Source organism: Planotetraspora kaengkrachanensis (assembly GCF_016862895.1).
Lineage (GTDB): Bacteria > Actinomycetota > Actinomycetes > Streptosporangiales > Streptosporangiaceae > Planotetraspora > Planotetraspora kaengkrachanensis.
Window position 1 is genome coordinate 118,447 of record NZ_BONV01000013.1, and the last position, 14,394, is coordinate 132,840.

The 14,394-nt window shown below is 71.1% G+C and carries 12 protein-coding genes; 7 read left to right on the forward strand and 5 right to left on the reverse strand.

The genetic code is table 11. The features are described 5' to 3' along the window. Nucleotides 1-17: 17 nt before the first annotated feature. Nucleotides 18-2,090, forward strand: coding sequence for an LpqB family beta-propeller domain-containing protein (locus Pka01_RS16430; protein ID WP_203883624.1), 2,073 nt, complete (start codon nucleotides 18-20; stop codon nucleotides 2,088-2,090). A gap of 73 nt (nucleotides 2,091-2,163) precedes the next feature. On the opposite strand, the gene Pka01_RS16435 is transcribed toward Pka01_RS16430, so the two are convergent. Next, on the reverse strand, nucleotides 2,164-3,912 hold the full coding sequence (locus Pka01_RS16435) for an ABC transporter ATP-binding protein (RefSeq protein WP_203883625.1): 1,749 nt from the start codon (nucleotides 3,910-3,912) through the stop codon (nucleotides 2,164-2,166). A gap of 2 nt (nucleotides 3,913-3,914) precedes the next feature. Next, a complete protein-coding gene (locus tag Pka01_RS16440; RefSeq protein ID WP_203883626.1) occupies nucleotides 3,915-5,615 on the reverse strand; it encodes an ABC transporter ATP-binding protein in 1,701 nt (566 codons plus the stop codon). A gap of 99 nt (nucleotides 5,616-5,714) precedes the next feature. On the opposite strand from Pka01_RS16440, the gene Pka01_RS16445 reads away from it, so the two are divergent. After that, nucleotides 5,715-5,948, forward strand: coding sequence for an RNA polymerase subunit sigma-70 (locus Pka01_RS16445; RefSeq protein WP_203883627.1), 234 nt, complete (start codon nucleotides 5,715-5,717; stop codon nucleotides 5,946-5,948). Nucleotides 5,949-5,951: 3 nt separating this feature from the next. Then, nucleotides 5,952-6,524 (forward strand): Clp protease N-terminal domain-containing protein, encoded by a 573-nt coding sequence (locus Pka01_RS16450; RefSeq protein ID WP_203883628.1) that lies wholly within the window; start codon nucleotides 5,952-5,954, stop codon nucleotides 6,522-6,524. Nucleotides 6,525-6,615: 91 nt separating this feature from the next. On the opposite strand, the gene Pka01_RS16455 is transcribed toward Pka01_RS16450, so the two are convergent. Genes Pka01_RS16455 through Pka01_RS16465 form a run of 3 tightly spaced genes read right to left on the reverse strand, consistent with a single transcriptional unit; the run spans nucleotide 6,616 to nucleotide 10,047 of the window. After that, the gene (locus tag Pka01_RS16455) at nucleotides 6,616-7,356 is read right to left on the reverse strand and encodes a succinate dehydrogenase/fumarate reductase iron-sulfur subunit (RefSeq protein ID WP_203883629.1); all 741 of its coding nucleotides are present in this window, start codon (nucleotides 7,354-7,356) and stop codon (nucleotides 6,616-6,618) included. A 31-nt stretch (nucleotides 7,357-7,387) separates the two neighbouring features. After that, nucleotides 7,388-9,319, reverse strand: a complete 1,932-nt coding sequence (locus tag Pka01_RS16460; protein WP_203883630.1) for a fumarate reductase/succinate dehydrogenase flavoprotein subunit — start codon at nucleotides 9,317-9,319, stop codon at nucleotides 7,388-7,390. Then, nucleotides 9,316-10,047, reverse strand: a complete 732-nt coding sequence (locus Pka01_RS16465; RefSeq protein WP_239115047.1) for a succinate dehydrogenase cytochrome b subunit — start codon at nucleotides 10,045-10,047, stop codon at nucleotides 9,316-9,318. The genes Pka01_RS16460 and Pka01_RS16465 overlap by 4 nt, the downstream gene beginning before the upstream one ends. Nucleotides 10,048-10,211: 164 nt before the next feature. Between Pka01_RS16465 and Pka01_RS16470 the strand changes: the two genes are divergently transcribed. Genes Pka01_RS16470 through Pka01_RS16485 form a run of 4 tightly spaced genes read left to right on the forward strand, consistent with a single transcriptional unit; the run spans nucleotide 10,212 to nucleotide 14,382 of the window. After that, nucleotides 10,212-11,156 (forward strand): LysR family transcriptional regulator, encoded by a 945-nt coding sequence (locus tag Pka01_RS16470; protein ID WP_203883631.1) that lies wholly within the window; start codon nucleotides 10,212-10,214, stop codon nucleotides 11,154-11,156. A 49-nt stretch (nucleotides 11,157-11,205) separates the two neighbouring features. Next, nucleotides 11,206-12,381, forward strand: coding sequence for a PP2C family protein-serine/threonine phosphatase (locus tag Pka01_RS16475; RefSeq protein WP_203883632.1), 1,176 nt, complete (start codon nucleotides 11,206-11,208; stop codon nucleotides 12,379-12,381). Further along, nucleotides 12,378-13,952 carry a sensor histidine kinase gene (locus Pka01_RS16480; RefSeq protein ID WP_203883633.1) on the forward strand — a complete coding sequence of 525 codons (1,575 nt, stop codon included), beginning with the start codon at nucleotides 12,378-12,380 and terminating at the stop codon, nucleotides 13,950-13,952. The genes Pka01_RS16475 and Pka01_RS16480 overlap by 4 nt, the downstream gene beginning before the upstream one ends. Then, nucleotides 13,945-14,382, forward strand: a complete 438-nt coding sequence (locus Pka01_RS16485; RefSeq protein ID WP_203883634.1) for a response regulator — start codon at nucleotides 13,945-13,947, stop codon at nucleotides 14,380-14,382. The genes Pka01_RS16480 and Pka01_RS16485 overlap by 8 nt, the downstream gene beginning before the upstream one ends. The last annotated feature ends 12 nt before the right edge of the window (nucleotides 14,383-14,394 follow it).

Genomic DNA, 14,394 nt, shown 5'->3' on the forward strand with positions numbered 1-14,394 from the left:
TGACAGTATGGGGGGCTATGACTGAGAGCTTCCCACGGCTGTACGCCAGGACCCGCCGGTTCACCCTCGGAATCCCCCGCAGCTTCACGATCTCCCCCGACGGAAGCCGGGTCGTCTTCCTCCGGACGAAGTCGGGCACGGATCCGGTCACCTGCCTGTGGGAGCTCGACAGCGCCACCGGGGTGGAGCGCCTCGTGGTCGACCCGCTCTCGCTGGGAGCCGCCGACGAGGACCTGCCCGCCGAGGAGCGGGCCCGCCGCGAGCGCTCGCGGGAGTCGGCCGGCGGCGTGGTCGCCTACGCTGCGGACCGCGACGCGCGGCAGGCCGTCTTCGCGCTGTCCGGCGAGCTCCACCTGGCCGACCTCGCCACGGGCGCGGTGCGCGGGCTCACGACCGCGGGCGCGGTGATCGACCCGCGGCTGAGCCCCGACGGCACCCGGGTGGCCTACGTCTCGGCGGGTGCCCTGCACGTCCAGGACGTCGCGACCGGCGCCGACCAGGTGCTGGCCGCGCCCGAGGGCGACCAGGTCGCCTACGGCCTCGCGGAGTTCATCGCCGCCGAGGAGATGGACCGCATGCGCGGCTACTGGTGGTCGCCGTCCGGCGACCGCCTGCTGGTCGCACGCGTCGACGAGTCCCCGGTCGGGTTGTGGCACATCGCCGACCCGGCGAACCCGGACCGGCCGGCCGTGGCCCAGCGTTATCCGGCCGCCGGCACCGCCAACGCGGAGGTCTCCCTCTTCGTGCTGGGCCTGGACGGCTCACGGGTCGCGGTGCCGTACGAGCAGGAGTATCTGGTGACGGCCTCCTGGAACGGGCACGGACTGTCCGTCGTCACGCTCTCCCGCGACCAGCGGACCCGGCGCCTGCTCGACGTCGACCCCTCGACGGGCGCGACGGAGCTCGTCAGGGAGGACACCGACCCCGCCTGGCTGGACATCGTCCCCGGCGTGCCCGGCCGTCTGACCGACGGGCGGCTCGTCTGGGTGACGGTGGCGGAGGGCGGGCACCGCCTGGTCGTCGGCGAGGAGCCGGTGACGCCCCCGACGCTGCAGGTCCGCGCCGTCCTCGACGTCGACGGCGACACCGTCCTGTTCACGGCCTCGACGGAGCCCACAGAGATCCAGCTGTGGACCTACTCCGGCGGCTCGCTCCGCCCGGTGACCACCGACCCGGGCGTGCACTCCGGACGCCTGTCCGGCGGCGTCACCGTCGTCCAGCGGCAGAGCCTCGACACCGAGGGCATGACGGTGACCGTCGTGCGCCGTGACGGCACCACCGTGCCCGTCGCCTCGGTCACCGAGCGCCCCGGCCTCGAGCCCCGGGTCACCCTCGTGCGCGCCGGTTCGCGCGAGCTGTCCACCGCCGTGCTGCTGCCGTCCTGGCACGTGCCCGGCTCCCGCCGCCTGCCCGTCCTCATGGACCCGTACGGCGGGCCGCACGCGCAGCGGGTGCTCGCCGCCGGCCGGATGTTCCTCGAGCCCCAGTGGTGGGCCGAGCAGGGCTTCGCGGTGGTGGTCTCCGACGGCAGGGGCACGCCCGGCCGCGGCCCCGCGTTCGAGCGCGAGGTGCTGCACGACCTGTCCCTGGCTCTGGAAGACCAGGTGGACGCCCTCCAGGGGGTGGCCGCGCTGTATCCGGACGACCTCGACCTGTCGCGGGTGGCGATCCGGGGCTGGTCGTTCGGCGGTTACCTGTCGGCCCTGGCCGTGCTGCGCCGGCCCGACGTCTTCCACGCCGCCGTCGCCGGAGCCCCCGTCACCGACTGGCGGCTCTACGACACCTGCTACACCGAGCGTTACCTCGGCCACCCCGACGAGGGCCACTACGAGGCGTCGTCGCTGATCGGCGACGCGGAGAAGCTGGAGCGGCCGCTCCTGCTGGTCCACGGCCTCGCGGACGACAACGTGGTCGCGGCGCACACGCTCAGGTTGTCGTCGGCCCTGCTTGCGGCGGGCCGCCCGCACACCGTCCTGCCTCTGTCCGGAGTCACCCACATGACTCCGCAGGAGGTCGTCGCGGAGAACCTGCTGCTGCTCCAGCTGCAGTTCCTCACCGGCTCGCTCGGCGGGGAGTTCCGCCGGAGCTAGGTCCTGTCTCCCTAGGGAACGTGAGGGCGGCCGGTCCCGCGACTGTCGCGGAGCCGGCCGCCCTCGGCCGTTCTCACCTGCCCTTGCCGTGCCAGCTGTCCCAGAGCGCGGCGTACGCCCCGCCGGCCGCGACGAGCTCGTCGTGCGAGCCCAGTTCGCTCACGCGCCCGTCCTCCACGACGGCCACGCGGTCGGCGTCGTGGGCGGTGTAGAGCCGGTGGGCGATCGCGATCACCGTGCGGCCCTCGAGGACCGCGGCCAGCGAGCGCTCCAGATGCCTGGCCTCTCGCGGGTCGATCAGCGAGGTGGCCTCGTCGAGCACCAGCGTGTGCGGGTCGGCCAGGACGAGCCTGGCCAGCGCCAGCTGCTGCGCCTGGGCCGGGGAGACCGTCTCGCCGCCTGAGCCGACGATCGTGTCCAGGCCCTTGTCGAGGGCCTGCGTCCACTCCCAGGCGTCCACGGCCTCGAGCGCCCTGCGGACCTCGTCGTCCGTCGCGTCCGGCCGGCCGATCAGCACGTTGTCGCGCAGCGACCCGCGGAACACGTGGTGCTCCTGCGTGACGAGCGCCACGTGGCCCCGCAGCTCGTCGAGCGGCAACTCGACGAGTTCGACGCCGCCGACGGTGACGGAGCCGGTACGCGGGCCGTGGATGCCCGCGAGCAGGCGTCCGAGCGTGGACTTGCCGGCGCCGGACGGGCCCACCATGGCGAGCCGTTCCCCCGCGCGGACGTCGAGGTCGATGCCGTGCAGCACGTCGTGACCCTCGCGGTAGGCGTACGTCACACCGGTCGCCTCCAGCTCCTCGCCGCGAGGGCGCTCGTCGCCGGCGACCCGGTCGTCAGGGACGTTGACCACGCCGAGCAGCCGCGCCATCGACGCGCCGCCGACCTGGAGCTCGTCCATCCAGGACAGCACCCGGTCGAGCGGGTCGATCAGCTGCTGCACATACAGCGTGGCCGCGGTGACCTGGGCGAGCGAGACCCAGCCCTCGGAGAGGAACAGCCCTCCCAGCAGCAGGGTCGCCACGACCGGTATCACGTAGCCGATCTCGACCGTCGGGAACCAGATCATCCGCAGCCCGAGGGTGTAGCGCTCCGCGGCGAACGACTTGGCGATGTCGCCGTCCGTCCGCCGGTGGCGGCGGCTCTCGATGCCCAGGGCCTCGACGGTCCGAGCGCCCTCGACGGTCTCGGCCAGGCCCTCGGTCATGTCCGCGTACGCCGCGTTCTCCCGGAGGTAGCCGTCCGTCGCCCGCTTCAGGTACCACCTGGTCGAGATCCAGATCAGGGGCACCGCCACCAGGCAGGGCACGGCCATGATCGGGCCGACGAGCAACAGCGCGCCCAGGGCGAACACGCACGTGACGACCGCGATCAGGGTCTCGGGCACGGCGTGCCGCACGGACCGGGACAGGGCGTCGACGTCGCGCGAGGTGCGCGTGATGAGGTCGCCGGAGCCCGCACGCTCCACCGTCGACAACGGCAGGGCGAGCACCTGGTCGACGAAGTCCTCACGGAGCTCGGCCAGGACCTTCTCGCCCAGCCGCGACGAGGCGTAGACCGCGAACCTGACCAGCACCGCCTGCACGACCACGAAGCCCGCGATCGCCAGCGCGACCGTGTCGACGTCGACGTCGCGCGAACCGTCGGCCACGCCCTGGACCAGTTCTCCCAGCAGCCGCGGAGAGGCGAGGCCCGCGATCGCCGCCAGGGCGTGCAGGGACAGCGCCAGCCCCAGCTCCTTCGGATATTTCAGGGTCAGCCGCCGCGCGTAGGCACGCACCTGCGCGCGGTCGGCGACCGGCAGAATCCGTCCTGCCATGGTCAGCCCTCCCCTCTTGTGACGACGGCCGAGTAGCCGGGTTCCGCGTCCAGCAGTTCCCGATGGCTCCCCTCGGCCCTGACCTTGCCGTCCTCGACGAACACGACCAGATCCGCGCGGTCGAGGACGAGCGGGCTGGTGGTGCAGACCAGCGTGGTGCGGCCCGCGCGGGCCTTGCCCAGCCGGTCCGCGATGCGGGCCTCCGTGTGGGCGTCGACCGCGCTGGTCGGCTCGACCAGGACCAGAACCTCCGGGTCGGCGGTCAGCGCCCGGGCGAGCCGCAGCCGCTGCTGCTGCCCGCCGGAGAACTCCCTGCCCGCCTCGGCGACCCGGGCGTCGAGGCCGTCTGGCAGCGCCTCGACGATGTCGTCGGCGCAGGCGGCGTGCAGAGCCAGCCGTACGTCGTCGTCGGTCGCCGCGCCCCGCACGTCGAGCTCGTCGCGCAGACGGCCGGTGAACAGCCGGGCGGCGTTGTCGGCGACCAGGATGTGCCGCCTGACCTCGTTGATCGGCAGCTCGGCCAGGGAGACGACGCCGAGGGTCACCTCGCCGGGCGTGTAGCGTCCCAGCCGGTCCGCGATGGCCGCCGCCTCCTCGGGCACCGCCGTGACGAGCGCGGTCAGCCTGCCCGGCCGTACGGCGACGCCGGACTCGGCGTCCAGCAGGACGTCCGACGCGGCCTCAGCGGGCAGGGTGCCCGTGCCGCCCCCGATCTCGGGGTCCAGCGACAGGATCCGGCACACACGGCGGGCGGCCACATGTCCCTTGGTCAGCTTGTCGGCGGCCTCCGTGATCGTCCGCAGGGGGGCGATCAGGAAGGCGGCGTAGGCGTAGAACGAGACGAGCTGGCCCGGGCTGATCCGCCCGTCCAGCGCGAAGTGGGCGCCCAGCCAGGTGACGGCCGCGATGAGCACTCCGGGCAGCAGGATCTGGGCGCCCTCCAGCGCCGACTCGACCGAGGCCACGCGGACGCCGGCCCGCCGCACCTCCTGCGACTCCCCGCGGTAGCGGGAGGAGAACAGCTCCTCGCCGCCGATGCCCCGCAGCACCCTCAGGCCGCCGACGATGTCGGAGGCGCGGGTCGCGAGGTTGCCCTGCAGGTCGCGCTGGGCGTGCTGCCTCCTGTGGAGGGGCCTGAGCAGCGGGCCCACGGCCGCCGCCATCAGCGGGACGCCGACGAGCACGATCAGCCCCAGTGGAGGCGACGTGGCCAGCAGGATCACCGTCACCGTGCCGATCGCGACGAGCGCTCCTGTGCCGCGCAGCAGGACGTCCATGGCGTTGCCGATGTGGGCGATGTCGGAGTTGCCGACGCTGACGACCTCGCCGGTCGACAGGCGTTTCGGCAACGTCGCGCCCAGCCGGGTCGCCTGGCGCGCGGTCACCTGCACGGTGCGGTAGGCCGCGCCGAGCCAGGTCAGCACCGCGAACCGGTGCCGCAGGACGCCCGTGACCGCCTGGATCACGCCCAGGCCGAGGATCACCGCCGACCACTGCACGAGTTCGGCCATCCTGTTTCCCGCCAGCGCGTCGATCGCCCGGCCCAGAGCGGCGGGGACGAGCGCCTGCGCGAGCCACCACAGGATCGCCATGCCGATCCCGATGGCCAGCGGCCACTTCTGGGCGAGCGCGACCCACCACAGATACCGGAAGGGACTGCGGGTGTCTGGAGTGCCGGGATCGGCGGCAGGCAAGGAAGTCATGGTCATTCTAGGCTCGCAAGATCGCAGGTCATCGGGCAAATGATTTTTCCGTCGTCAACTCCGGTTGACAGGCCGCCGCTGTCAACTTAGGTTTACGGCATGAGCGACACGGCACAGCTGGCCAACGACGCCGGCAGCCGCGACCCGGCCATAGGGCTGCGGGCCGTACGGGCCCTGCGGCTGCTGGTGGAGCGGCTGGAAGCACTGCAGGTGGAGAACGCCCGCACCGCGGGATGGTCCTGGCAGGACATCGCGCTCCTGCTGGGAGTGACGCGGCAGGCGGTGCACAAGAAGTACGCGGGTGGACGGGGACTGATGAGGCGGGAGAAGTAGACGATGTTCGAACGATTCACCGACGAGGCCCGGCAAGTGGTCAAACTCGCCCAGGGGAACGCCCGGAGTCTGCGGCACAACCACATCGGGACCGAGCACCTTCTCCTCGGCATCCTGGAGCAGCCGGACACCGCGTCCGCGCGGCTCGTCAACAGGCACGGACTGGATCACGCGCAGGCCTCGGAGGCGGTGGTGCGCGTTCTCGGCACCCTGCCGATCGGCGACATCGACGCGGACGCCCTGGATGCCATCGGCATCGATCTGGCGGCGGTCCGCGAGAAGGTCGAGGCCGCCTTCGGGCCGGGGGCCCTCGACCGCCAGCCGACCAGGGACCGGCGAGGCGGCCTGGTCAGCGGGCGCAGCATCCCCTTCACACCGCGCGCCAAGAAGGTCCTCGAACTGTCCCTGCGTGAGGCCCTTGCCCTCAAGAGCCGCGACATCCGCGACGGCCACATCCTCCTCGGCCTGCTCCGCGAGGGGCAGGGCCTCGGCGTCAGGATCCTCTCCGACGCCGGTATCGACCTTCCGACCCTTCAGGTGGAGATGCGCGCCGAGGTGGGCACCTCACGCCAGTAGGCACCCGATCCCCCCGCAAGCGGGAAGACGCCGATGCGGCGGACGCGCGGTGGGCGACGTCCGCCGCATCGGCACGGCGTGCTTGCGCGACCTACTTGGCCGCGGTCTTGATGTAGTCGGCGTTCATGCGGGCGATGGCGTCCAGCGGGATGCCCTTGGGGCACACCGCGGTGCACTCACCGGTGTTCGTGCAGCCGCCGAACCCCTCGGCGTCCATCTGCTCGACCATGGCCTTGGCCCGGGACGCCCGCTCGGGCTGCCCCTGCGGGAGCAGACCGAGGTGGGTGATCTTGGCGGCGGTGAAGAGCGAGGCCGAGCCGTTCGGGCAGGCGGCCACGCAGGCGCCGCACCCGATGCAGGTGGCCGCGTCGAACGCCGCGTCCGCGTCGTCCTTGGGCACCGGCACGGCGTGCGCGTCCGGCGCGGAACCCGCGGGAACCGAGATGAACCCGCCCGCCTGGATGATCCGGTCGAACGCCGACCTGTCCACCACGAGGTCCTTGACCACGGGGAACGGCGCCGCGCGCCAGGGCTCGATCGTGACGGTGGCGCCGTCCTCGAAATGCCGCATGTGCAGCTGGCAGGTCGTCGTCGCCCGCTGCTCGCCGTGGGCGACGCCGTTGATGACCATGCCGCACATGCCGCAGATGCCCTCACGGCAGTCGTGGTCGAAGGCGACGGGGTCGTCCCCCTCGAGGATCAGCCGCTCGTTCAGGACGTCGAGCATCTCCAGGAAGGACATGTCCGGCGACACGTCCTGGACCTCGTAGGTCACCATCCGTCCGCGATCCGACGAGCCGTTCTGGCGCCAGATCTTGAGGGTCAGGTTCATGCCCGCCTCCCCGTGCACGCTGCGCGCTCGCTCACTTGTAGCTCCGCTGGGTCATCTTGACGTATTCGTACTCGAGTTCCTCCTTGTGGAGGACGGGGCCCTCGGGGCTCCACTCCCACGCGGCGACGTAGGCGAAGTGCTCGTCGTCGCGCAGCGCCTCGCCGTCCTCGTCCTGCGACTCGGCCCTGAAGTGGCCGCCGCACGACTCGGTGCGGTGCAGGGCGTCGAGGCACATGAGCTCGGCCAGGTCGAAGAAGTCGGCCACCCGGCCCGCACGCTCGAGCGCCTGGTTCAGGCCCTCGCCTTCGCCCGGCACCTTCACGTTGTTCCAGAACTCCTCGCGGAGCTCGGGGATCCGCTCCAGCGCCTTGCGCAGCGACTCGTCCGTCCGCTCCATGCCGCAGTAGTCCCACATGAGGCGGCCGAGCTCGCGGTGGAAGGAGTCGGCGGTGCGGGTGCCGTCGACAGACAGCAACCGCTCGATCTTCTGCTGTACCGCGGCCTCGGCCGCGGCGACGTCGGCCTGGTCCACGTCTCCGAAGGTCTTGGAGCCCGCCAGATAGTCGCCGACCGTCGTCGGCAACACGAAGTAGCCGTCCGCGAGGCCCTGCATCAGCGCGGACGCGCCGAGGCGGTTGGCGCCGTGGTCGGAGAAGTTGGCCTCCCCGATCACGAACAGGCCGGGGACCGTCGACTGCAGGTCGTAGTCGACCCACAGACCGCCCATCGTGTAGTGCACGGCGGGATAGATGCGCATCGGCGTCTCGTACGGGTTCTCGCCGGTGATGCGCTCGTACATCTCGAAGAGGTTGCCGTACTTCTTCTCGACGGCGTCGCGGCCGAGCCTGGCGATCGCGTCGGCGAAGTCCAGGTAGACGCCGAGCCCGCCGGGGCCGACGCCGCGGCCCTCGTCGCAGACGTTCTTGGCCGCGCGGCTCGCGATGTCCCGCGGGACGAGGTTTCCGAAAGCCGGATAGATCCGCTCGAGGTAGTAGTCGCGCTCGTCCTCGGGGATGTCGGCCGGCGTCCGGTCGTCACCCGTGCGTTGCGGCACCCAGACGCGGCCGTCGTTGCGCAGCGACTCCGACATCAGCGTCAGCTTCGACTGGTACTCGCCGCTGACGGGGATGCAGGTCGGGTGGATCTGCGTGTAGCAGGGGTTGGCGAACATCGCCCCCTTCTGGTGCGCCCGCCAGATCGCCGTGGTGTTGCAGCCCTTGGCGTTGGTGGACAGGAAGAAGACGTTGCCGTAGCCGCCGGTCGCGAGCACCACCGCGTCCGCGAGGTGTTTCTCGATCTCGCCGGTGACCAGGTCGCGCACCACGATCCCGCGCGCCCGCCCGCCACTGACGATCACTTCGAGCATCTCGTGGCGGGTGTGCATCTCCACGGTCCCCGCCGCGATCTGCCGCTCCAGCGCCTGGTAGGCCCCGAGCAGCAACTGCTGGCCCGTCTGGCCCCTGGCGTAGAAGGTGCGGGAGACCTGCGCGCCGCCGAAGGACCGGGTGTCGAGCAGCCCGCCGTACTCACGCGCGAACGGCACGCCCTGCGCCACCGCCTGGTCGATGATGTTCACGCTGACCTGGGCGAGCCGGTACACGTTGGACTCGCGGGCGCGGAAGTCGCCGCCCTTGACGGTGTCGTAGAACAGCCGGTAGACGCTGTCGCCGTCGCCGCGGTAGTTCTTCGCCGCGTTGATCCCGCCCTGCGCGGCGATCGAGTGCGCGCGCCGGGGCGAGTCCTGGTAACAGAACGACTTGACCTTGTAGCCCAGCTCACCGAGCGTCGCAGCCGCGGAGCCGCCCGCGAGGCCCGTGCCGACGACGATGACGGTCAGCTTGCGCTTGTTGGCCGGGTTGACCAGCTTGGCCTGGAACCTGCGCGTGTCCCAGCGCTCCTCGATGGGTCCCGACGGGGCCTTCGTATCCTTGATCGGCTCACCGACCGTCCACGAGAGCGTCATTTCACCACTCCGATCATCACGGCTACGGGCACGGCGGCGAATCCGAGGACGAGCACCGCGGAGACCACGGTGGAAGTCGCCTTGAGCGCCTTGTAGCGGTGCGCCAGGCCGAGCGTCTGGAGTGCGCTCCACAGGCCGTGCCGCAGGTGGAGGCCGACCATCACCATGGCGACCAGGTAGAAGACCGTGACCCACCAGCGGTCGGGCGCGAAGCCCGCCACGAGCCGGTCGTACGGCGTGGCCTGCCCGCCCTTGGGGTTCACGACCCCGAAGGTGAGGTCGAGCAGGTGCCAGATCACGAAGAGCAGGATGATGACCCCGCCGTAACGCATGGTCCGCGTGGCGTATCCACCGGCCTGCGGCTTGACCCTGGCCGCGTACTTGACGGGCCTCGCCTTGGCGGCCCGCCTGGCCAGCGACACCGCGGACCACATGTGCAGCACGACCGCGACCACCAGGCCGATCTCCGCGATGGTCAGCAGGGTGCGGTTGGGCAGCGCGGGCGAGCCCACCGTCCGCAGCCATTCCGCGTAGTGGTTGAACGAGTCGGCGCCCAGGAACGACTTGAGGTTCCCCACCATGTGGCCGACCAGGAAGAGCACGAGGACGGCGCCCGTGACGGCCATGACCGCCTTCTTGCCGTTCGATGAGCCGAAGAAGCCGCGAGGCCGCCTGCGCACGGGGGCGGCGGGCGCGCGGTCGACGCTGTGGTCAACTGTGGCTGTCACATCCGCCAAGCTAGGCAGAACGCGGTTCGGGCGTCCAAGTCATCGCAGGTCTGGTTCCGATAGCCCTGGGCTATCCCCCGTGCCCTTCGCGGTCGGGCGGCCTCTCCGGCTGCCGCCGGGTGCGACCAATCTCACAGAATGGACAGGTCGTAGGCTTTCGACACGTGCAGTTCCAACAGCTGGCCTACTTCCTCGCGGTGGCCGATACCCGCCACTTCACCCATGCCGCCGAGCGGATGCGGGTCGCCCAGCCGTCCCTCAGCAAGCAGATCAAGGCGCTCGAGGCCGAACTCGGGGCGCCCCTGTTCAGCCGTGCCCGGGGCAACGTGACGCTGACCCCCGCCGGCGAGGCCCTCCTCCCGCTGGCCCGGCGCATGCTGGCCGACGCGGAGACCGCCCGGCGCGAGGTGGCCGAGCTCGCCGGCCTCCGGCGGGGCCGCGTACGGCTCGGCGCGACGCCCTCCCTGTGCGCGGGGCTGCTGGCGGACGTGCTGGCCCGCTTCCACGGCGACTATCCCGGCGTCGAACTCCAGGTGGAGGAGGGCGGGTCGCGCGACCTGGTCCGCGACCTGGCGAGAGGACAGCTCGATCTCGCGCTCATCATCCTGCCCCTGCAGAGCAGCGACCCCTCGCTCGTCACCGAGGAGATCCTCCGCGAGGACCTCGTCGTCGCCTCGGCAGCCAAGCCCGGCCGCAGGCCGCACATCCGGATCGACGAACTGCGCGGGCGTCCCCTCGTGATGTTCCGGCGCGGCTACGACCTGCGCGAGGCCACGCTCACCGCGTGCAGGCAGGCGGGGTTCGAACCCCGCTTCGCCGTGGAGGGCGGGGAGATGGACGCGGTCCTGCGGTTCGTCGAGGCGGGCCTGGGAGTGGCCGTGGTCCCGTCGATGGTGCTCGACGGACGGCCGGGGCTGGTGGGAACGCCGCTTCTCCCGGGGCTGCGCAGAACCGTGGCGCTCGCCCACAGGAAGGACGTCGAACCGACGCGTGCGGCCCAGGCCTTCCGTTCCGAGCTCCTGTCGTTCCTGGTGGAGGCGGCCGCCCAGGGGACCCTGTCTCCCGGCATCGAGGCACTCGCCCCCCAACGGCCCATCGAGACGACGTAGATAGACGATAAGATTTGGCGACCGTGTCCCCGACGTTCGAGAGGCGTCAGTGATCACGCCCTCGCCCGATCTGCCCGACCCGCTCACCCTCCTGCTGATCGAGGATGATTCGGCCGACGCGTTCCTCGTCGAGGAACTGCTCGCGGACGCCGAGAGACCTCCGAAGATCACTTGGGCCCGCACGCTGGCCGAGGGGCGTGAGCGGCTGACCGACGACGTCCAGTGCGTCCTGGTCGACCTGTCGCTGCCGGACGCGACCGGCCTGGAAGCCCTCGAGCAGGTGCTGTCGACGGCCCCGGACACCGCCGTGCTGGTGCTCACCGGCCTCAACGACGCCCACGTCGGGATCGAGGCGGTGGCCGCCGGGGCGCAGGACTTCCTGGTCAAACAGGATGTGGACGACCGGTTGCTCACGAGGGCCATCCGCTACGCCATCGAGCGCAAGCGCGCCGACGTCGCCATGCGCGAACTGGTCGCGGAACGGATCGTCGGGCAGGAGAACGCCCGCCTCGAGCGCGGCCTGCTCCCCGTCCCGCTGCTCCCCTCGGCCTCGCCGCTGCACCACCAGACGAGATACCTGCCCGGGCGGGTGCGCGGCCTGCTGGCCGGCGACTTCTGGGACACCGTGCAGACCGCCGACGGCGCGCTGCACATCCTGATCGGCGACGTCTGCGGCCACGGGCCGGACGAGGCCGCGCTCGGCACGGCGCTGCGCATCGGCTGGCGCACCCTCGTGCTCGCCGGCCACACGGGAGACGAGCTGCTGGGAACGCTCGACACGCTGCTCAGGAACGAGCGGAAGTCGCCGGAGATCTTCACGACCCTGTGCACCGCCACGATCGACCCGGAGCTGCGCACCGCCCGCATGCACGTGGTCGGCCATCCGTCGCCGCTCGTGATCCGTGACGGCGTCGTGGACGTCGTCACCGACATTCCGTCGGGGCCGCCGCTCGGCATCTTCGACGACGTCGACTGGAAACCCGTCGACATCCCGCTGGGCGACCGGTGGTCGCTCCTGCTCTACACCGACGGGCTCATCGAGGCGACGGTCGGGCCGGGCCGCGACATGCTCGGCACGGAGGGCCTGGCCGACATCATCCGCGACCACGGCGGCGTCGACCTCGACAGGATCATCGCCCAGGTGGGCGACGCGCTCAACGACGACGTGGCCGCCGTGCTGGTCTCCAAAGGAGACGTCGTGGAAGGGAACACCGGGACGCCATGATGAAACCGGAGCCTCTCGCGCCGCTGGCACCTCCGCCCGGCAGGCGAGGGCTCCCCCTGGCCAGGTGGTTCGTCCTGGCCGGCATGGGCTCCGCGTTCGTCTTCGTGCTGGGCGTCACCGCGATCCTGCTGACGCTCACCACGACGCGCGAGGCCAGGCAGACGCTGGTCGACGTGATCGACCCCGCCACGCTGCGCACCCTGGAGATCTCGACCGCCCTCCAGGCCCAGGAGGGCGCCATCAGGGCCTACGGCCTGACGACCGACCAGCAGTACCTCGAGGCGTACCGCCAGGGTGTCGCCGCCGAGCAGACCGCCACCGCCGCCTTCACCACGCTGATCCCCCGCCTCCCCGAGGCTCCCGCCGTACGAGCCGGCCTGGACCGGCTGACCGCCGCGTCGGCCGAATGGCGGCGCGACTACGCGGACAAGATCGTCGCAGCCGTCCCCTCGACCGGGACCCGGGCGTTGAACCGCGACTCGGCGAAGGTCAACGTCGAGCTCTTCGCCCGCGTCCGCACGGCGCTGGACGCGCAGGAGAGCCAGCTGAACCGGCTGCACGACATCGGCAGGAACCGTCTGTACAACGGCTGGAACACGATCTATGTGGCGGTCGGCGCGCTCGTGGCCGCGGTGGTGGCCGCGGTGATCGGCTGCGCGCTCATCGTGCGCAGGGTCGTGCTCGGCCCGGTGGCGCGGCTCGGCGAACAGGTGCGGACGGTCGCGGCCGGGGACTTCGACCACGAGCTCGGCGTCGACCGGCCGTACGAGCTGCGGGAGCTGTCCGGGCACGTCGACGGAATGCGCAGGCGCATCGTCGACGAATGGCGGGCGGCGATGGAGGCGCGGCGGCAGCTTTCCGACCAGACCCGCGAGCTCACCCGGTCCAACGGCGAGCTGGAGCAGTTCGCCTACGTGGCCAGCCATGACCTGCAGGAGCCGCTGCGGAAGGTGGCGAGCTTCACCCAGTTGCTCGAGCAGCGCTACGGCGACCAGCTCGACGACCGCGGCCGCCAGTACATCGCCTTCGCGGTCGACGGCGCCAAGCGGATGCAGCTGCTCATCAACGACCTGCTCGACTTCTCGAGAGTCGGCCGGGTCGGCGGGGACCTCCACCCGGTGCGCTGCGCCGACGCGCTGGAGGCGGCCCTGCACAACCTGGACGCCCTCCTTTCCGACGCAGACGCCGTCGTCACCCATGACGACCTGCCGGAGATCCTCGGCAACGTTCCGCTGCTGACCCAGCTGTTCCAGAACCTGGTCGCCAACGCCGTCAAGTTCCGCTCCGCCGATCCGCCCCGCATCCACATCGGCGTACGGCGTGACGGCGTCATGTGGGAGTTCAGCTGCGCGGACAACGGCATCGGGGTCGACCCCCGGTACGCCGACCGGATCTTCCTGATCTTCCAGCGCCTGCATCCGCGTGACGTATATCCAGGCAGCGGCATCGGGCTCGCCCTCTGCCGCAAGATCGTCGAATATCATGGCGGCCGGATCTGGCTCGACTCCGGGGAGGGTCCGGGGGCCACGTTCCGATGGACGCTGCCGGCCGTGGGAGAGCCCGATGCCTGACTACCGCCCCATCGAGGTGCTCCTCGTCGAGGACGATCCCGGTGACGTGCTCCTGACCAAGGAGGCGTTCGCCTACAACAAGGTCGGCAACCGGCTGCACGTGGTGCACGACGGCGAGCAGGCCCTGATGTTCCTGCGGGGCGAGGGCGCGTACGCGGCGAATCCTCGGCCCGACCTGATCCTGCTCGACCTCAACCTGCCCAGGGTCGACGGCTTCGAAGTGCTGCAGGAGATCAAGGACGATCCCGCGTTACGGATCATCCCGGTTGTGATCCTCACCACGTCGGAGGCGGAGCAGGATATCCTCAAGGGTTACAACCTGCATGCAAACGCGTACGTGACAAAACCCGTGGACTTCGACCAGTTCATCCGCGTCGTGCGACAGATCGACGATTTCTTCGTGACTGTGGTCAAGTTGCCGGGGAAGTGACGGGAATCACAG

Coding starts and splice junctions, on each gene's coding strand:
- Pka01_RS16430 (WP_203883624.1), top strand. CDS start 18: ATGACTGAGAGCTTCCCACGGCTGTACGCCAGGACCCGCCGGTTCACC.
- Pka01_RS16435 (WP_203883625.1), bottom strand. CDS start 3,912: ATGGCAGGACGGATTCTGCCGGTCGCCGACCGCGCGCAGGTGCGTGCC.
- Pka01_RS16440 (WP_203883626.1), bottom strand. CDS start 5,615: ATGACTTCCTTGCCTGCCGCCGATCCCGGCACTCCAGACACCCGCAGT.
- Pka01_RS16445 (WP_203883627.1), top strand. CDS start 5,715: ATGAGCGACACGGCACAGCTGGCCAACGACGCCGGCAGCCGCGACCCG.
- Pka01_RS16450 (WP_203883628.1), top strand. CDS start 5,952: ATGTTCGAACGATTCACCGACGAGGCCCGGCAAGTGGTCAAACTCGCC.
- Pka01_RS16455 (WP_203883629.1), bottom strand. CDS start 7,356: ATGAACCTGACCCTCAAGATCTGGCGCCAGAACGGCTCGTCGGATCGC.
- Pka01_RS16460 (WP_203883630.1), bottom strand. CDS start 9,319: ATGACGCTCTCGTGGACGGTCGGTGAGCCGATCAAGGATACGAAGGCC.
- Pka01_RS16480 (WP_203883633.1), top strand. CDS start 12,378: ATGATGAAACCGGAGCCTCTCGCGCCGCTGGCACCTCCGCCCGGCAGG.
- Pka01_RS16485 (WP_203883634.1), top strand. CDS start 13,945: ATGCCTGACTACCGCCCCATCGAGGTGCTCCTCGTCGAGGACGATCCC.